The organism is Stenotrophomonas sp. A3_2 (assembly GCF_036624925.1).
Classification (GTDB): domain Bacteria; phylum Pseudomonadota; class Gammaproteobacteria; order Xanthomonadales; family Xanthomonadaceae; genus Stenotrophomonas; species Stenotrophomonas hibiscicola.
The window spans coordinates 12485-31018 of the sequence record NZ_JAZKVY010000253.1 but is presented as its reverse complement, the minus strand read 5'-3'; the positions used below and the strand labels follow the sequence as shown (position 1 = coordinate 31018).

The window sequence follows — 18534 nt, the reverse complement described above, 5'->3', positions numbered from 1 at the left end:
CGGGGCAGCGTGAAGCTCAGCCGAGGCGACGCGCCTCGCTCACGCCGGGCAGCGCGTCCAGCTTGCCCAGCAGGGTCGACAGCTGGCCGTAGTCACTCACCTTCAGCCGCAGGCGCAGGTGGGCACGGCCACTGTTGCGCACGTTGTCACTGTGGATGTCCAGCACGTAGGCGTCTTCCTGGGCGATCAGGTTGGTGATGTCCTTCAGCAGCCAGCGGCGATCGACCGCATCGACCACGACGTCCACCTCGTAGCCGCCCCCGGCCTGGCCCCACTCCACCGGCAGGATGCGCTGCGGGCTGGTGGCCGCCAGACGGGCCAGCGCAGCGCAGTCTGCACGATGCACGGTGACACCGCGGCTACGGGTCAGGTAGCCGACGATGGGTTCGCCGGCCACCGGCTGGCAGCAGCGCGCCAGTTGTACCAGCAGGTTGCCCACGCCCTGTACGGTGAACTTGGACTTGCCCAGGTTCTCGCGGCGCGCGGTCGGCCGCGGCAGGCTCGGCGCGGGCGCCGGTTGGCTTGCTGCACGTTCGGCTTCCAGCAGGGCACGGCTGACCTGGTTCGGCCCGGTATCGCCCAGCGCCACCTGGATGTAGAGGTCGTCAACGCTGTCGGCATGGAACTTCTTCGCCGCGATGGCCAGGTCCGAGTGCTGCAGCCCCAGGCGCTTCAGCTCGCGCTCGAGCAGTTCGCGCCCGGCCTGCACGTTGCGCGCGCGGTCCAGCTTGTGGAACCAGCTGCGCACCTTCTCGCGCGAACGGTTGCTGGCCAAGAAGCCGTTGGCCGGCATCAGCCAGTCGCGGCGCGGGTCGGCCTCCTTGCCGGTCAGTATCTCGACCCGGTCGCCACTGCGCAGACGGTAAGTCAGCGGTACGATGCGGCCATTGACCTTCGCGCCACGGCAGCGGTGGCCAACCATGGTGTGCACCTGATAGGCGAAATCGAGCGGCGTGGCGCCCTGCGGCAGGTCCAGCACCTCGTCCTTCGGGCTCAGCGCATAGACCCGGTCCTCGGTCAGTTCGGCATCGAGCGCCCCGGCCAGTTCGTTGCCCTGCCCGTCCTGGGCCTGCTCCAGCAGCTGGCGCATCCAGGTGATCTTGCGGTCGAAGGACTTCTCCGCGCCCTTGCCGCCTTCCTTGTACTTCCAGTGCGCGGCCACGCCCAGCTCGGCCTGCGAATGCATCTCGTGGGTACGGATCTGCACTTCAATGGTGCGCCCTTCCGGACCAACCACGGCGGTATGCAGCGAGCGATAGTCGTTGGCCTTGGGCCGGGCGATGTAATCGTCGAACTCGCTCGGCACCGGTGCCCACAGTGCATGCACCACGCCCAGCGCGGCATAGCAGGCGGCGACATCGTCGACCATTACCCGCACCGCACGGATGTCGTACAGCTGGTCGAACGCCAGCCGCTTCTTCTGCATCTTCCGCCAGATGCTGTAGATGTGCTTCGGGCGGCCACTGACCTCGGCCTTGATGCCCTGCGCAACCAGCTCGCGCGACAGCACCTTCTTGACATTCTCGACGTAGCGCTCGCGGGCGATGCGGGTTTCGTCGACTTCCCGAGCAATGCGCCGGTAGGTCTCCGGCTCCAGGTGGCGGAACGCCAGGTCCTCCAGCTCCCACTTCAGCTGCCAGATGCCCAGGCGGTTGGCCAATGGCGCGTGGATGTCGCGTGTCAGCTGCGCCAGCGCGCGGCGCTGCTCGTCGTCCAGCTTGTCGGCCGCGCGCATCCGCGCCAGTTGCCGGGCCAGCAGGATCGGCACCACGCGCAGGTCGCGGATGATCGCCAGCAGCAGCCGGCGCAGGCCCTCGCTGTTGCGTCCGGCCTCACGGCCGGCGTGCAGTGCCCACACCGGGTCGGCCGCATCCTGGCCGTCGAGCAGGCCGATCACCGCCGCCTTGTGGTTGCCCAGCGGCAGCTGGTCCAGGCTGGTACGCAGGCCCGGCAGGTCAAACAGCAATGCTGCCACCACCGCGCCTTCGTCGGCCGAGAGCATCGCCAGCGCATCGAGGGTATCGCCCAGCACCGACCAGGTAGTACGCATCTGGTGGTCGCAATCCGGCGCTTCCCAATGCTCGCGCAGGGCCTGGCGCAGCGGAGCAGGCAGCACCGCTGCCGAGGGACGGTTCAACAAGGCATCCAGGCCGGGGACGGAAGCGCGGTTCACAGCATCAAGCAGGCAAGACAGAGGCCTCTACACTAGCGCCGGCGCCGTTCAGGGACAATGACCGTGGCCACCATCCCCCGGCATGAAGACATGCCGCTACACTCGCGGGCAAACCCAGGAGAGTCCCGTCATGTCCCCGATCGTCCCGCGTTTCCGCCTACGGCTGCTGGCTTGTGCCGCACTGTTGCTGTCCCTGTCGGCGCCTGCGCTGGCCCAGCGCGTGGTAGAGGGTGACCTGCAGCAGCAGATGTCACCGGCCGAATTCAAGGCTGCTGGCCTGGACAAGCTCAGTGCGCAGGAACTGGCCACGCTCAACCGCTGGCTGCAGGGCAAGGTCGAGGCGGCCACGACCCAGGCAGTTGCAGCGGTACGGGAATCGGCGCGCGAGGAAGGCCGCCAGGAAGTGATCGTGAAGAATCGCGGCTTCTTCGATTTCGGCAGCAGTGAGCCGATCGTCGGCGTGCTGCAGGGTGAGTTCCGCGGGTTCGGCAAGGGCCGCGTCTACGTGCTGGACAACGGCCAGGAATGGGAGCAGATCGATGCAACCACCCTGGCAGGCGTGCGCAGGCAGTCGCCCGCCGTCAGCATCAAGCCCGGTGTGATGGGCGTCTGGTACCTGAAGGTCGACGGTGTGAACACCCAGCCGAAGGTGCGTCGTACCAAGTAACGACGCCCATCGTGTAGAGCCGAGCCCACGCTCGGCTGCGATCTGCACGGGAAGATGACGAGGCATCAAAAAAGCAGCCGAGCATGGGCTCGGCTCTACGTCATCACATCATCGGAGTCACGCCTGGCGCAGTGCGGCTACCCGCTGCGCCAGCTTCTTCGCCGAGATGCCGGTCCGCGCGCCCAGCTCCTGCGCGAACAGCGACACCCGCAGCTCTTCCAGATCCCAGCGCAGCGCCTGCCATTGCGGGTGCTCGCGCAGGCCCTGCTGCTCAGCCACTTCCAGCGCTTCCAGGAACGGATGCAGTTCCAGCATGCGCGCCTGATCGCGCGGCGGATCACGCTTGGCGCGCTCGGTACGCAGGATCATCGCTTTCAGATAGCGCGGATACTGCGCCAATGCGTCGGCCGGTGTATCGCGCAGGAAGCCTGGATGGATCAGCCCGGCCAGCTGCGCCTCCATGTCGTCCAGGTTGCCGCGCGCCCAGCCCATCAGCGGCGCTTCCAGCATCGGCTTCAGTTCGGCCACCAGCGCCAGGATGGTCTCGGCCAGCTTCAGCCGCGACATGGCCTCACCGAACAGCGCCTTGGCCGCATGCTCGCGGCGCTGCTCGAAGGCCGCCGCATCGCGTATGTCTTCCAGGCCTTCAGCCAGTACGGCGTTCATCGCCGCATCGACCAGGTCGCCACGAAGGCGTTCCTGCGATTCGATCGCCGCATACAGCAGGCCCGTCTTGGCACCCACCGGCAACTGCTTGCGTGCCTGCTTCATCTTCTCGGCCAGCGCGATCTCCAGCAGGCGGCGCACACCCAGCGGATGAGCCGCCTGCGCCTGCTGCCGATCAGCGAAGATGCGCAGCGCCACGCTGTCGCCCTCGTCCAGCAGCGCCGGATAGGCCGGCACGCCGGCTTCGCCGGGCACCTGCAGCGGAATCGGCGTGGCCGGGAAGGTACGCAGGCCATCAGCCGCCATTTCACGTCCGGCGCGTGCAGCGAAGGCGTCGCCCGCGCGCCCACCGAACTTCGCGCGCAATGCGTCCAGGTCGCGCGAGGTGGCCAGCACCCTGCCCTGCTCGTCGCGCAGGCGCAGGTTCATGTGCAGGTGCGGTTCGATCGAGCCGGGCTCGAAATCGAGCGCGGTCACCGTGGCGCCTGTCGCGCGTGAGAGGAAACGCGCCAGTTCGCCGGTGATGGCATCGGCACTGGGTTGCGGGAACGCCTCGTAGAACGCGCGACCAAAGTCCGGCGCCGGCACGTAGTTGCGGCGCATCGCCTTGGGCAGGCTGCGAATCAGCGCCGCAGCCTTGTCGGCAACGAAGCCGGGCGCCAGCCAGCCCAGCTGCACCGGATCCAATGCGTTGAGCAGGTGCAGCGGTACGTCAAGGGTTACGCCGTCATCCTCGGCACCCGGCTCGAAGCGGTAATGCAGCGGCAATCGTGCCTGGCCCAGCGCGAGGTACTTCGGGTAGCGCTCCTGCTCACTGCCTTCGCCCGGCAACAGGTCGGCCAGCGTCCAGTGCAGGGTCTTGCGCTGTTCCGGCGCAAGACCCTTCCACCAGGCATCCAGGCCGGAGGCCGAATGGATCTGCGGCGGCACCCGGTCCAGGTACCAGCGTGCCTGCCAGTCTTCGTCGGCAACGATGCCGGCGCGGCGCAGCTTGGCTTCTTCCTCGCGCGCGACCTCCAGCACCTTCTGGTTGTCGGCGACGAAACTGGCGCGGGTATTGATCTCGCCGGTCACCAGTGCCTGGCGCACGAAGATGTCATGCGCCTCGCCCGGCGCGATGCGGCCGTAATGGACCGGTTTCTTCGGTGCCAGCACCAGGCCGAACAGGCTGATCTGCTCAGACGCCAGCACCTGGCCCTGCGCGCGCGACCAGTGCGGGTCGAAGTGCTTGCGCAGCAGCAGGTGCGGCAGTTCGGCGATCACCCAGTCCGGCTCGATCGCGGCCAGGGTCATGCCCCATACCTTCTGCGTATCCAGCAGGTTGGCCACCAGCAGCCACGGCGGTGGCCGCTTGGCCAGCGCCGAACCGGGGAACGGCAGGAAGCGGCGCTGGCGCGGCGCCTGGAAATCGCCCTTCTCGGTGCGGTGGCCGATCTGCGTCGGCAGGCCCGCCACCAGCGCCCGGTGCAGGGTCTGGTAGGCAGCAGCGCGCACACGTTCGCTGAAACCGCCGCCAACCGGCGCCTGTTCCTTCTGCGCGCGCACGGCCACCGGCGCCGGTGCGGCCTCCGCCTTGCCTTCGCGGGCCAGGCGTGCAGCCCGGTGCAGCTGGCCCCGGGTCGCCTTCACCGCCGCCGCGTCATCGCGCGCCGGGGCCGGTGCAGTGCTGCCCGCCAGCAGCGGCGCCATCGATGCCTCGCTGGGCTCTTCCTTCCAGCCCAGTTCCTCGCACAGCAGGCGCAGCTGCCGGTGCAGCTCGCGCCATTCGCGCATGCGCAGGAAACCGAGGAAATGACGGCCACACCAGTCGCGCAGCTTGGACTGGGTCAGGTCTTCATGTGCCTGCCGGTAGGCATCCCACAGGCGCAGCACGCCGACGAACTCGGAGCGGCCGTCGGCAAACTGCGCATGCGCGCTGTCGGCCGCACCGCGCGCCTCGGGCGGGCGTTCGCGCGGGTCCTGGATGCCCAGGAACGAGGCGATCACCAGCATCGGCCGCAGGCAGCCGGCGGCCTGCGCGGCCACCAGCATGCGCGCCAGCTTCACGTCCACCGGCAGGCGCGCCATCTGCTTGCCGATGGTGGTCAGGCGCCGTTCGGCATCGATCGCCCCCAGTTCGGTCAGCTGCTGCCAGCCATCGGCCACCGCGCGCTCGTCCGGTGCTTCCAGGAACGGGAACTCCTCGATGCGGCCCAGGCCCAGCTGCAGCATGCGCAGGATCACCCCGGCCAGGCTGGAGCGGCGGATTTCCGGATCGGTGAACTCCGGCCGCGCCTGGAAATCGGCCTCAGCATACAGGCGGTAACAGATGCCCTCGGCGATACGGCCGCAGCGCCCCTTGCGCTGGTTGGCGCTGGCCTGCGAGATCGGCTCGATGTGCAGGCGGTCCAGCTTGTTGCGCGGGCTGTAGCGCTTGACGCGGGCAAGGCCCGGATCGACCACGTAACGGATGCGCGGCACCGTCAGCGAGGTTTCCGCCACATTGGTGGCCAGCACGATGCGCCGGTTCGGCCCGGGATTGAACACCCGGTCCTGGTCCTGGTTGGACAGCCGCGCATACAGTGGCAGTACCTCGGTGTTGCGGTACTTTCGCCGTTCCAGCGACTGGTGCGCATCGCGGATCTCGCGCTCGCCCGGCAGGAAGATCAGCACGTCGCCGCGTGCATCCAAGCGGGTAATCTCGTCGACAGCCGACACGATGGCATCGTTGACGGTACGTTCGCCCTGGTCTTCACCCTCGCCTTCCAGCGCGCGGTAGCGCACCTCCACCGGGTAGGTGCGGCCCTCAACGCTGATCACCGGCGCATTGTCGAAATGCTGGGCGAAGCGTCCGGTGTCGATGGTGGCCGAAGTGACGATCAGCTTCAGGTCGGGGCGCTTGCGCAGCAGCTGCTTCAGGTAGCCCAGCAGGAAGTCGATGTTGAGGCTGCGCTCGTGCGCCTCGTCGACGATGATCGTGTCGTAGTTCGACAACCAGCGGTCGCTGGCAATCTCCGCCAGCAGGATGCCGTCGGTCATGAACTTGATGCGGCTGTCTTCGCTGACCTTGTCGTTGAAGCGCACCTGGTAGCCCACCAGCTGGCCCAGTTCACTCTGCAGTTCCTGTGCGACACGGCTGGCTACCGCACGTGCGGCAATCCGTCGCGGCTGGGTGCAGCCGATCATGCCGGCCTGGCCACGGCCGGCGGCCAGGCACAGTTTCGGCAGCTGGGTGGTCTTGCCCGAACCGGTTTCACCAGCGATCACCACGACCTGGTGGTCGCGGATCAGCCCGATGATGGCGTCGGCTTCACGCGCAATCGGCAGCTGCGGGTCCAGAGTAATGGACGGCTGCTGCTGCGCCCGCACCTGCCGGCGCTGCACCGACGCCTGCAAGGCCTGCTCGAAGGTGGCGGCCAGTGCCGCATCCTGTGGCTTGGCCTGGCAACGCGAGAGCATCCCCAGCAAACGGCCCCGGTCGCGGCTCATGGCGCCGTCGATGGCGGCGCGCTGTTGGCGCAGGCGGGGCGATGGATTTTTATCGATAGAGTTCATCAATCGGTTCGTTCAAAACTTTGAAAGCGACCAGTCATCACGACCGGTTTATTGTGAAGGCCAACGATTCCACAAGGAGGAACCCCATGGCGAAGACCAAGAGCACGACCAAGGCCAAGACCGGCAAGCAGAAGCTTGCGGCGGCGGCACCGTCGGCGCCGAACATCGATATCGGGATCACCCAGGGCGACCGCAAGAAGATCGCCGACGGTCTGTCGCGCTTCCAGGCCGATGCGTTCACGCTCTACCTGAAGACGCACAACTTCCACTGGAACGTGACCGGGTCGATGTTCAACTCGCTGCACACCATGTTCGAGACGCAGTACACCGAGCAGTGGGCGGCACTGGACGATGTGGCCGAGCGCATCCGCGCGCTGGGCTTCAATGCCCCGGGCTCCTACCGGGAATTCGCTGCGCTGACCTCGATCGTCGAGGAACCGGGCCTGACCGACAGTGCGGACTGGCGTGAAATGGTACGCCAGTTGGTGGTCGCCAACGAAGCGGTATGCCGTACGGCACGTGAAGTGCTGGAGGTGGCGGCCAAGGGGGACGACGCGCCGACCGAGGATCTGATGACCCAGCGCCTGCAGACCCACGAGAAGTATGCCTGGATGCTGCGTTCCCTGCTGCAGTAAGGGTTGGCGGGGGCGGCAGGGCTGCGCCCTGCACCCGCAGAGGCAACTGCAACGTCAACGTCAACGTCAAAAGCGGGCTATCCGTGGATTGGCGGGGCGGGTCCAGTTGCGGGGGACGCCGTGAATACGTCCATGTAGGCTCGGTCGCCGCATCCATGCGGCTCACGCCCCCGCAACCGGACCCACCCCGCCTTCGACAGTTTTCCGCGATCTGCCAGCAAAGCCATTGGGGTCAGATCCGTTTTCCGCAGGAAAACGGATCTGACCCCATCTTGTTTGTCGATATCTGACTGTTTTCATCACGCATGGCGTGGATGGACCCTCCGTGACCGGGAAACCGTCGAAGGCGGGGCGGTGTGGGCTTGCAGGACCGTTGGCGCCATGGATGGCGCCATCGAGCCCCCAAGGACGGGTTTACGGCGTGTCCTGCAAGCCCACACCGCCCCGCCCAGCCAGCAGACACCCCAGAGCCGGCTGTTGCCTTGGACGTTGCTCTGGCTTGTAGCAGGTGCAGGGCGCAGCCCTGCCGCCGCCTCCGGGAGGTAAACTAGCCGGATGCCTTCCCGTCCCGCGCACGACCTGCTTCAACGCGTCTTTGGTTACGACGATTTCCGTGGTCCGCAGCAGGACATCGTGGAGCATGTCGCTGCCGGTCACGATGCCCTGGTGCTGATGCCCACCGGCGGTGGCAAGTCGCTGTGCTACCAGGTGCCGGCCCTGCTGCGTGACGGATGTGGCATCGTCATCTCGCCACTGATCGCGCTGATGCAGGACCAGGTCGAAGCCCTGCGCCAGCTCGGCGTTCATGCCGAGTACCTGAATTCCACCCTGGATGCCGAGACCGCCGGCCGCGTCGAACGCGAGCTGCTGGCCGGCGAGCTGGACATGCTCTATGTCGCCCCCGAGCGGCTGCTGACCGGCCGCTTCCTGTCGCTGCTGTCACGCAGCCAGATCGCCCTGTTCGCCATCGACGAAGCCCACTGCGTGTCGCAGTGGGGCCACGACTTCCGCCCGGAATACCGCCAGCTGACCGTGCTGCACGAGCGCTGGCCGCAGATTCCGCGGATCGCGCTCACCGCCACCGCCGACCCGCCGACCCAGCGCGAGATCGCCGAGCGTCTGGATCTGCAGGAAGCGCGCCACTTCGTCAGCTCGTTCGACCGCCCCAACATCCGCTACACCGTGGTGCAGAAGGACAACGCCCGCAAGCAGCTGACCGATTTCCTGCGCGGCCACCGTGGCGAGGCCGGCATCGTCTACTGCATGTCGCGGCGCAAGGTCGAGGAGACCGCTGAATTCCTGTGCGGCCAGGGCTTCAACGCCCTGCCCTACCACGCCGGCCTGCCGCCGGAGGTGCGCGCTAACAACCAGCGCCGCTTCCTGCGCGAGGACGGCATCGTCATGTGCGCCACCATCGCCTTCGGCATGGGCATCGACAAGCCGGACGTGCGCTTCGTGGCGCATACCGACCTGCCCAAGTCGATGGAAGGCTACTACCAGGAAACCGGCCGCGCTGGTCGTGATGGCGAAGCTGCCGAAGCCTGGCTGTGCTACGGCCTGGGCGACGTGGTACTGCTCAAGCAGATGATCGAACAATCCGAGGCGGGCGAAGAACGCAAGCAGCTGGAACGGGGCAAGCTCGACCACCTGCTGGGCTACTGCGAATCCATGCAATGCCGCCGCCAGGTGCTGCTGGCCGGTTTCGGCGAGACCTATCCCCAGCCCTGCGGCAACTGCGACAACTGCCTGACGCCGCCGGCCTCGTGGGATGCGACCATTCCGGCGCAGAAGGCGCTGAGCTGTGTCTACCGCAGTGGCCAGCGCTTCGGCGTCGGCCACCTGATCGACATTCTGCGCGGCAGCGAGAACGAGAAGGTGAAGCAGCAGGGCCACGACAAGCTCAGTACCTATGCGATCGGCCGCGACCTGGATGCGCGCACCTGGCGCAGCGTGTTCCGCCAGCTGGTGGCCGCCAGCCTGCTGGAAGTGGACAGCGAGGGCCACGGTGGCCTGCGCCTGACCGATGCCAGCCGCGACGTGCTGACCGGTCGCCGCCAGATCAGCATGCGCCGCGACCCGGCCAGCAGCGCCAGCGGGCGCGAGCGAAGCGCGCAGCGCACCGGCCTGTCTGTGCTGCCGCAGGATCTGGCGCTGTTCAACGCGCTGCGCGGTCTGCGCGCCGAACTGGCCCGCGAACAGAACGTGCCGGCCTTCGTGATCTTCCACGACAGCACCCTGCGCAACATCGCCGAGCAGCGCCCGACCAGCCTGGATGAACTGGCACGGGTCGGCGGCATCGGCGGCACCAAGCTGAGCCGCTACGGCCCGCGCCTGGTCGAGATCGTGCGCGAAGAGGGGTAGCGCCGGGCGCCTGGCCAGGCGCCTCCCCATCGCCAACCGTGCGCTCGTCCCCCTGTAGAGCCGAGCCCACGCTCGGCTGCTTCTGCGTGAACGGCAGCCGAGCGTGGGCTAGGCTCTACACTGGTGCAGGTCCAACCTTGAACCGCCCATTCAGCCGGAGGTGCATCCACGGCCGCTTGCGGCTAGATTAGCGCCATGTCCCTCGCCTCGACCCTGCTCCGTGTCGTGCTCATGCTCAGCCTGCTGCTCAACGGGCTGAACGCGGCCATGGCAAGTGGTCACGAGGAAATGGGCCGGATGGCCCACGCGGTAGCCGCCCTTGATGGCGGCGATGCCGACTGCCACCACCACGCCGCCATGCAGGCCGACGAGGCCCCGCAGGCCAAGGCCCCCGCCCACGACGCCCACTGCCAGATCAAGGACTGCGTGCGCAGTTGCGCCCAGCACCCGCTGCTGGTGGTGCAGCCGTTGCCGTACCTGGCGGGCCCGGCGTTGTCGCTGGCACCACAGCCGATGCCGGCGACAGGCCGCCCGGCGCCGCCGCTGCCGCCCATCTCACGCCCTCCCATCGGCTGATTCCACACGCACCGTGCGCCCTGCGCACCGTAGCCGGCGGCCTGCCGGCGTCTTTACGTGTCTGGAGTCACCACCATGAATACCCGCATTCCCCCCGGCCCGGGCGCTGTGCCCATGCCGTCGCGCCGCCTGTTCGTGCAGGGCCTGGCCGCCGGTGGCGTGGTTGCCGGCATCGCCGCTGTCGGCGTGCCGCAGCGCGCGCTCGCCGCCGCCACGGCCGCCCCGCGCCTGGCCGGCGCCCCGGCCGTGCTCAGCGATACCCGCATCGAACTGGCCATCGGCGAATCGCTGGCCAACTTCACCGGCCGCACCCGCCCGGCGATCACCGTCAACGGCTCGCTGCCGGCACCGATTCTGCGCTGGCGCGAAGGCCAGACCGTGGACCTGTTCGTGCGCAACACGCTGGAGCGCCACCCGACCTCGATCCACTGGCACGGCATCCTGCTGCCGGCCAACATGGACGGCGTGCCCGGCCTGAGCTTCAACGGCATCGGCCCCGGCGAGACCTACCACTACCACTTCCAGCTGAAGCAGTCGGGCACCTACTGGTACCACAGCCATTCGATGTTCCAGGAGCAGGCCGGCCTGTACGGTGCACTGATCATCGATCCGGCCGAGCCAGCGCCGTACCACCACGACCGCGAGCACGTGATCCTGCTGTCCGACTGGACCGACATGGACCCGGGTGCGTTGTTCCGCCGCATGAAGAAGCTTGCCGAGCACGACAACTACTACAAGCGCACCCTGCCCGACTTCCTGCGCGATGCGAAGCGTGACGGCTGGTCGGCCGCGCTGTCCGACCGCGGCATGTGGGGCCGGATGCGGATGACGCCCACCGACATCTCCGACATCAACGCGCACACCTACACCTACCTGATGAACGGCACCGCCCCGGCCGGCAACTGGACCGGGCTGTTCCGCAGCGGGGAAAAGGTACTGCTGCGCTTCATCAATGGCGCCTCGATGACCTACTTCGATGTGCGCATTCCCGGCCTGAAGATGACCGTGGTCGCCGCCGATGGCCAGTACATCCATCCGGTCAGCATCGATGAATTCCGCATCGCTCCCGCCGAAACCTACGATGTGCTGGTCGAGCCCACCGGCCAGGACGCGTTTACCATCTTCTGCCAGGACATGGGCCGCACCGGCTTCGCTGCCGGCACGCTGGCGGTACGCCATGGCCTGCAGGCGCCGATCCCTGCACGCGACCCGCGCCCGTTGCTGACCATGAGCGACATGGGGCATGACATGGGCGGTGGCGGTCATGGCGGGCACGACATGACCGCGATGAAGGGCATGGAAGGCGGCTGTGGCGCCAGCATGGGCCACGGTGCGCATGGCGGCGGTGATGCCGCCAGCAAGGCGCCAAAGCACCCGCCCAGCGAGCGCAACAACCCGCTGGTGGACATGCAGAGTTCGGCTACCGAACCGAAGCTGGACGACCCCGGCATCGGCCTGCGCGACAACGGCCGCAAGGTCCTGACCTACGGCGCCATGCGCAGCCTGTTCGAAGACCCCGATGGTCGCGAGCCCAGTCGTGAAGTCGAGCTGCACCTGACCGGCCACATGGAGAAATTCTCCTGGTCGTTCGACGGCATCCCGTTCGCCAGCGCCGAGCCGCTGCGGCTGAACTACGGCGAGCGCATGCGCATCGTGCTGGTCAACGACACCATGATGCAGCACCCGATCCATCTGCACGGCGTGTGGAGCGATCTGGAAAACGCACAAGGCGAATTCCAGGTGCGCAAGCACACCATCGACATGCCACCCGGTACACGCCGCAGCTACCGCGTGCGCGCCGACGCGCTCGGCCGCTGGGCCTATCACTGCCATCTGCTGTACCACATGGAAGCGGGCATGATGCGCGAAGTGAGGATCGAAGAATGAGCCGCTCACTGCTTTCCCCAAGCCTGCTGGCCCTGGGCCTGGCCGCCGCGTTGCCGGTGTTCGCGCAGTCGCACGCCGGCCATGACATGGGCGCGATGAACGTGCCTGCGAAGAGCGCGAAGACCCCGGCCGAAACGGTCGATCATTCAAAGATGGATCATTCGGAGATGGACATGGGTGCGGCGGATCACGCCGGCATGGACCACTCCACGATGGACCACTCGAAGATGGACCATGGCGCGATGCAGCCAGCGGCGATGGACCATTCGCAGATGGACCACGGGGCGATGGGCCACGGCACGCCTGCACCCACCGAACCGCGCGAACCGATCCCGGTCCCGACTGATGCCGACCGCGCCGCCGCCTTCCCGCCGATCGCGCATGGCGCGATGGAACACGCGCCGGAGATCAACAGCCTGCTGCTGATCGACCGGCTTGAGCATTGGGATGGCAAGAGCAGCAACGGCCAGGCCTGGGAAGCCACCGGCTGGATCGGCGGCAACATCAACCGCCTGTGGCTGCGCACCGATGGCGAACGCAGCCGCGGCCGCACCGAATCGTCGTCACTGGAAGCACTGTATGGTCGCAGCGTGTCGCCGTGGTGGGACGTGCTGGTCGGCGTGCGCCAGGACTTCCGCCCGTCCGACTCGCGCACATGGGCGGCCATCGGCATCCAGGGTCTGGCGCCGTACAAGTTCGAAAGCTCGGCCACGCTGTACATGGGCTCCGGCGGCCAGGTGCTGGCCAAGGCCGAGGTCGAGTACGACGTGCTGTTGACCAACCGCCTGATCCTGCAGCCGCTGCTGGAAGCCACCGTTGCGGCCAAGGATGAACCGGAGTACGGCATTGGTCGCGGACTGAACAAGGTCGAAGCCGGGCTGCGCCTGCGCTATGAGTTCAGCCGTCGCTTCGCGCCGTACATCGGCATCAGCCACGAACGTACGTTTGGCGACACCGCCGACTATGCCGGTGACCACGCGCGCGACACGCGTTGGGTGGCGGGCGTGCGCATGTGGTTCTGAGCAGCGGTTCGTGAGCAATGGCCAGCCCCGGCAGCCGCCGGGGCCGGCTACACTGCGCCACGTTCCAATGCAGGCACCGCCATGTCGTTGCAGATCCGCCGCGCCACCCTTGCCGATGTCGATGCGCTGTCGGCGATCGCCATCGCCACGTACAACGAAACCTGGGGCGATTCCTATCCGCCGCAGGAGCTGCACGATTTCCTGCAGGCGCACTACAGCAGCGAACCGCAGCGCATCGAACTGTCCGACCCACGCAGTGCCATCTGGCTGTTGCTGGACGGTGACGCCGTGGTCGGCTATCTGGCCGCCGGTGCCAACACCTTGCCGCACACGGATGCACGCGAGGGTGACATCGAGCTGAAGCGGTTCTACATTCTGGCTGCACACCAGAACGGCGGCCATGGTGCACGCATGATGGACGCGTTCATGGCCTGGCTGGACCGGCCGCACCGCCGCACCCCGTGGGTGGGCGTATGGGAAGAAAACTTCGGCGCGCAGCGCTTCTACGCGCGCTATGGCTGCAGCAAAGTGGGCGAGTACGACTTCATCGTCGGCGATACCCACGACCGCGAGTTTATCCTTCGGCGGCCGTGATCACGTCTTTGTAGAGTCGAGCCATGCTCGGCTATTGGCGGCAACAGCCAGTCGAGCATGGCTCGACTCTACAGAGAGCGAAGCGCCTAGAAGTCGAACAACTCGGAGAGGAAGCTCTCCTTCTTCTTTTTCTTGTAGCCGTGGCCACGGTTGTCCTCGTAGCGCTGGCCGAGGTGGCGGGTATCACGGTGCATCACCGGTGGCGGCGCGGACGCCGGCTGAGCCTGCACGGGCGCTGGCGGAGGTACCGCAGCACCGGCGCCCGCACGTTCGATGATCTTGTCCAGCTCGCCACGATCCAGCCACACACCTCGGCAGCCAGGACAATAGTCGATCTCGATGCCATGGCGTTCGGCCATCTGCAGGGTCTGGGTCTTGCACACGGGGCACAGCATCGGCATTGCTCCTGTCGGTCTGGTAACGACTGTACCTGCCCTGTGATGACTGTGCGGCAACACATGACCGATAGCACAGGGACTTCCGGCGCGTGCCAGCGTCCCTCGCCATCTTCCACACTGCAAGCTGGTTCCGCAGGGAGTGCGTCCATGACCGTCCTGTCCCGCCTGCCCAGCGCCGCGCGCCTGCTGCTGGTGCTGTTCGGCGTTGGCGTTGGCCTGAATCTGCGCGACATCGCAGCCGCCGCAGGCACGCCGATTCCCGCCTTGCCCATTGCTTACGGCGGCAGCCTGCTCGACAACGCGCTGGCCGAGCTCGTGGCACTTCTGCTGGCCGCGCTGCTGCGGCCACGCGGGATGGGCCTGATGGCCAGCCTGGGGCTGCGCGGCAACGGCTGGAGCGGCCCGATGTGGGTACTGCTGGCCAGCCTGCCCTGCTGGCTGGGCCTGGCGCTGCTCGGTACACCGAACAAGGCACTGACCGTACTGGATGCCACCATGCTGGCGGTGCTGTTCCCGCTGGCCGAGGAAGTACTCTTCCGCGGCCTGGGCTTCGTGCTGCTGGTGAAGATCGTGCGCGGCCCCTGGCCATGGCTTGCACTGCCGCAGGCGCTGCTGTTCGGCATGGTGCACTGGCTCGGCTTCGGCGGGTTCGACGGTGGCGGCATCGCGCTGTTCGTCGGCGCAGTGATGGCCCTCGGTGGCTTCATCTTCGCTTGGCTCGACCACCTCGACGGCGACACGCTGTGGTGCGGCCTGGCCCTGCACGTTTCGATGAACCTGGCCTGGAATGTGTTCAGCCTCGACGACGCCGTCGCTTTGGGCTGGCAGGCCACCGGTCTGCGCATCGGCACCGCCCTGCTCGCGGTCGCGGTGCTGGCCTGGCACGTGCGGCTCCGGCGCCAGATAAGCCTGTAACGCCCGCTTAGCCTGCCGTGCACGTCGGGATCACTACTGGCTTGCGCATACTTGCGCGCCATTTCACCGTTGCTGTCCGGAGTTGTCGCGTCATGTTGCTGTCCAAGCGCCACGTCGAACCCCGCGTCCTGCTCATCGAGGACGCCGAGGAAACCCGCGAACTGAGTCGGCTGGCGCTGGAAAGCCAGGCCTGCCACGTGGCGGGCGTGAGCTCTGCCGAAGCGGCATTGGGCCTACTGGCCGCCGGTGAGCGTTTCGATCTGCTGTTCACCGACGTCAATCTGGGTGCAATCAGTGGCATCGAAGCCGCCAACCGGGTCCGCGGCCTGTATCCCCAGCTGCCGATCCTGGTGACGTCGGGCATGGACCAGCACCAGGTGCTGCCGCAGCTGCGCGACGGCATCCATTTCCTGCCCAAGCCGTACAACATGAGCGAGCTGCTCGACGCCATCCGGCTGTGCTTCCGGCATGCCGATGTGGGCGTATTGACCGGGCCGGATGCACAGGCGGCCTGAGGCGTTCATCCATGCATGGCGTGCATCTACTGCAATGGCCCTGTAGATCCACGCCATGCGTGGATGGCGCCCATCATCAACCGCTGCTGTACGGCCCGCTACCCGGAAACACCTTCAGCAGCGCACGGGTGATCGTGTCCGGGTAGACGGTGAAGTGATCCTCGTCATCGATCACCATGTTCTCCACCTTCAACGATCGCCCGCTGCTGCGCAGCTGCTCGGCGAATTCTGCGTTGTGGCGCAGCATGTCGTTGCGGGTGAAATAACGCGGTTCGGGCTTGACCGTTTCAAAGCTGCCCACCGACAGCACCACCGTGGTCGGCTGCGCCGGCGCCTTGGCCTCGGCCTGCATGCGCGGCACCCGATGGTCGTCGAACCACAGTGATGGGCTGGAGAGGATGTAGGTGCGGAACATATCCGGGCGCGTGGTCAGCACGTAGGCGCCGAGCAGGCCACCATAGGAATGACCCGCATAGGCACGCCGCGCCGGATCGGTGCGGTAGCGCGCATCGATCATCGGCAGCACCTGCTCAGCGAGGAAATCGCGGTAGTGCGCCGCGCCGCCGTAGCTGACGTCGTCGCTGTAGTCACGCGGATCGGTCCGCGCCGGATCGCTGGGCGTGTAATCGCGCGAGCGGCTCTGCTTGGACGTCAGGCCTTCCTGCGGCGGCAGCCCGACCAGGATGAAATCCTCCAGGTTCACGCCCTTCTGCCCCACCATGTTGCGCACGCTGCGCACCAGCGGGAAGCTGTACAGCGCATCGGTCACGTACAGCACCGGATAGCGCTTCTCCGGATGCGCCGCGTAGTCAGCCGGCAGTGCTACCCAGACCGGATAATCGCGGCCGATCGGATCGTGCACGCGCAGCGCTTCGGTATCCGGCAGCACCACGCCCGACACTGCGGCGGCCGGGCTCTCCTTCGCTTCATTCTGCGTTGCCGGTGGCGCCACCGACATCGCACAGCCATTCACGGCCAGGCAGGCCGCCACACTCCATCCACGCACACGCTGCATCCACACGCTCCCATTGCGGGCGGCGCACCGGATGGCGCCGCTGCCGCATCCTTGCATGGTGCGCAATCCACTGCCAGTGCGGTCAGGGCGAGGCCGGCGGCGCCGGGAACAGTGTGCGCAGCGCCTGCAATGCGGCCGGATGATAGATCGTAGCGTGGGTTTCTTCCGGCAACGGCAGGTACTTCACCAGCGGCGACGGCGAAGCCTGCTGCAGCAACTCGGCCAGTCGTGCAGTGGATGCGGCCAGCTCCGGCTGCCCACTGCTGGCCAGGAATACGCGCGGCTGCGCACGCGTCACCGCCGGCAGCTGTTTGGCTGCGCCGGCCAGCATTGCGCCACGGTTCCACCACAGGCTGGGGTCCAGCGCGATGTAGCTGTTGAACAACGTTGGCTCCTGCAGCAGCGTCTCGGCCACGAACAGGCCGGCCAGCGATTCACCGATCAGCGCGCGCTCGTCGGTGGTCGGGTAGCGCTGGCGCACCTGCGGCATCAGCTCTTCGCGCAGGAACGCGCGGTAGGCCGCCGAACCACCAATGCGCGGCGCGATCTTCCGGTCCTGCGGGTCGTTGCTGGGGCCGGTCATGTCGCGGCGGCGCTCGGTGTTCTCGATGCCAACCAGCAGGAACGGACGCATGCTGCCGTTGCCGCTCAGCACCTGCACCAGCCCGGCCACATGCAGGAAGTCCTCACCGATGCCGCCATCGGCCATGTACAGCACCGGCAGCGGCGCCTTCGGATCCAGGCCCCACGGCTGCGGGCGGTAAACATTGATGCGGCGGGTTTCGCCCAGCGCCTTCGACCCGATGGTGAAGGTCTCGCCGATGGCCAAAGGCGAGGCGGCAGCGGGCGGCGCGGTTTCTGCAGCCATCAGCGGCGCGGCGGAGACAGCGGACAACAACAGCGACAGCACGATCAGACGCATGGGGCGGTCCATATTGGGAAAGCGCTGAGCATAGACCGCCGGAGGCACTGTCGTTCGCGGCACTTTGCCGATCGACCGGAACTGGAGCACCATGGAGTCGGTGATGGTCATGCAACGCGCACCATGGCTCACGGACTGGTCACCGCCACGCTCATATCCACAAGGAGGTTCCCATGTTGAGTGTATTGATCGCCACCGCCCTTGCCGCCGCCTCACCTCAGGCCAGCAGCACTCCGCCAGCATCCGCAGCATATGCGGACTGCCTGCTCGCCCACCTCCAACCGGGATTGTCCGACCACGCGATCCCGCTGCTGCAGCAGGCCTGCGTCGCGAAGCATCCGGAGAGCCACGTCGCATATTCAGAACTGGAACGCCGGATCAGCGCGCAGCGCCGGGCTGACTTTGACGCGGCTCAAGCGGAAGCCGTGCGTTCCGCGAATGCGGCAGCGACGGCTGCACAAGAAGCTGCCGACGCGGCGGCCGCGAAAGCCAAGGGAATGCGGACGAAGTAGAGGCCCTTGACCAGGCAACAAAGACGGCACCGCATTGCGATGCCTTTCTGAATGACCTGGGTCATGGGATGCAATGGTGGGCCGCGAAGGATTCGAACCTTCGACCAAAAGGTTAAGCGTAACTGGGTAATTTCATTACTTT

Annotated in this window: 15 protein-coding genes; 10 read left to right on the top strand and 5 right to left on the bottom strand. The window is 67.0% G+C overall.

All coding sequences use genetic code 11. The features are described from left to right. Positions 1-16: 16 nt before the first annotated feature. Positions 17-2173, bottom strand: a complete 2157-nt coding sequence (locus R5H29_RS11190) for a bifunctional (p)ppGpp synthetase/guanosine-3',5'-bis(diphosphate) 3'-pyrophosphohydrolase (protein ID WP_019660106.1) — start codon at positions 2171-2173, stop codon at positions 17-19. 130 nt (positions 2174-2303) lie between these two features. On the opposite strand from R5H29_RS11190, the gene R5H29_RS11185 reads away from it, so the two are divergent. Then, entirely contained in the window at positions 2304-2840 is a 537-nt protein-coding gene (locus tag R5H29_RS11185; RefSeq protein WP_019660107.1) for a hypothetical protein, read from the top strand. Between the two features lie 117 nt (positions 2841-2957). Here R5H29_RS11185 and hrpA read toward each other — a convergent pair whose 3' ends face one another. Beyond that, positions 2958-7040, bottom strand: a complete 4083-nt coding sequence (hrpA, locus tag R5H29_RS11180) for an ATP-dependent RNA helicase HrpA (protein ID WP_134731872.1) — start codon at positions 7038-7040, stop codon at positions 2958-2960. Positions 7041-7126: 86 nt separating this feature from the next. Here hrpA and R5H29_RS11175 point away from each other — a divergent pair, with 86 nt between their 5' ends. From R5H29_RS11175 to R5H29_RS11150, 6 genes are all read left to right on the top strand, one after another. Beyond that, the gene (locus R5H29_RS11175; protein WP_019660109.1) at positions 7127-7675 is read left to right on the top strand and encodes a Dps family protein; all 549 of its coding nucleotides are present in this window, start codon (positions 7127-7129) and stop codon (positions 7673-7675) included. A gap of 555 nt (positions 7676-8230) precedes the next feature. After that, positions 8231-10036, top strand: a complete 1806-nt coding sequence (recQ, locus tag R5H29_RS11170) for a DNA helicase RecQ (RefSeq protein ID WP_332329184.1) — start codon at positions 8231-8233, stop codon at positions 10034-10036. Between the two features lie 195 nt (positions 10037-10231). Beyond that, positions 10232-10612, top strand: a complete 381-nt coding sequence (locus R5H29_RS11165; protein WP_134731874.1) for a CopL family metal-binding regulatory protein — start codon at positions 10232-10234, stop codon at positions 10610-10612. 75 nt (positions 10613-10687) lie between these two features. Beyond that, positions 10688-12499 (top strand): copper resistance system multicopper oxidase, encoded by a 1812-nt coding sequence (locus R5H29_RS11160; RefSeq protein ID WP_329859466.1) that lies wholly within the window; start codon positions 10688-10690, stop codon positions 12497-12499. After that, a complete protein-coding gene (locus R5H29_RS11155) occupies positions 12496-13521 on the top strand; it encodes a copper resistance protein B (RefSeq protein WP_134731878.1) in 1026 nt (341 codons plus the stop codon). Before R5H29_RS11160 ends, R5H29_RS11155 begins: the two co-directional genes overlap by 4 nt. Before the next feature lie 81 nt (positions 13522-13602). Next, complete coding sequence (locus R5H29_RS11150) at positions 13603-14115, top strand: GNAT family N-acetyltransferase (RefSeq protein ID WP_332329183.1); 513 nt, start codon at positions 13603-13605, stop codon at positions 14113-14115. A gap of 86 nt (positions 14116-14201) precedes the next feature. Here the strand turns inward: R5H29_RS11150 and R5H29_RS11145 are convergent, their stop codons facing one another. Continuing rightward, entirely contained in the window at positions 14202-14510 is a 309-nt protein-coding gene (locus R5H29_RS11145; protein ID WP_111098887.1) for a zf-TFIIB domain-containing protein, read from the bottom strand. Between the two features lie 150 nt (positions 14511-14660). Here R5H29_RS11145 and R5H29_RS11140 point away from each other — a divergent pair, with 150 nt between their 5' ends. Together R5H29_RS11140 and R5H29_RS11135 are read left to right on the top strand one after the other, a co-directional pair. Continuing rightward, positions 14661-15428, top strand: a complete 768-nt coding sequence (locus R5H29_RS11140) for a type II CAAX prenyl endopeptidase Rce1 family protein (protein WP_332329182.1) — start codon at positions 14661-14663, stop codon at positions 15426-15428. A 92-nt stretch (positions 15429-15520) separates the two neighbouring features. Beyond that, positions 15521-15943, top strand: a complete 423-nt coding sequence (locus R5H29_RS11135; RefSeq protein WP_021203157.1) for a response regulator — start codon at positions 15521-15523, stop codon at positions 15941-15943. 76 nt (positions 15944-16019) lie between these two features. On the opposite strand, the gene R5H29_RS11130 is transcribed toward R5H29_RS11135, so the two are convergent. Both R5H29_RS11130 and R5H29_RS11125 read right to left on the bottom strand, forming a co-directional pair. Next, positions 16020-16958 carry an alpha/beta hydrolase-fold protein gene (locus tag R5H29_RS11130; RefSeq protein ID WP_332329181.1) on the bottom strand — a complete coding sequence of 313 codons (939 nt, stop codon included), beginning with the start codon at positions 16956-16958 and terminating at the stop codon, positions 16020-16022. Positions 16959-17040: 82 nt separating this feature from the next. Beyond that, entirely contained in the window at positions 17041-17880 is an 840-nt protein-coding gene (locus R5H29_RS11125; RefSeq protein ID WP_180877692.1) for an alpha/beta hydrolase-fold protein, read from the bottom strand. Between the two features lie 173 nt (positions 17881-18053). Between R5H29_RS11125 and R5H29_RS11120 the strand changes: the two genes are divergently transcribed. Further along, the gene (locus R5H29_RS11120; RefSeq protein WP_227854159.1) at positions 18054-18392 is read left to right on the top strand and encodes a hypothetical protein; all 339 of its coding nucleotides are present in this window, start codon (positions 18054-18056) and stop codon (positions 18390-18392) included. The last annotated feature ends 142 nt before the right edge of the window (positions 18393-18534 follow it).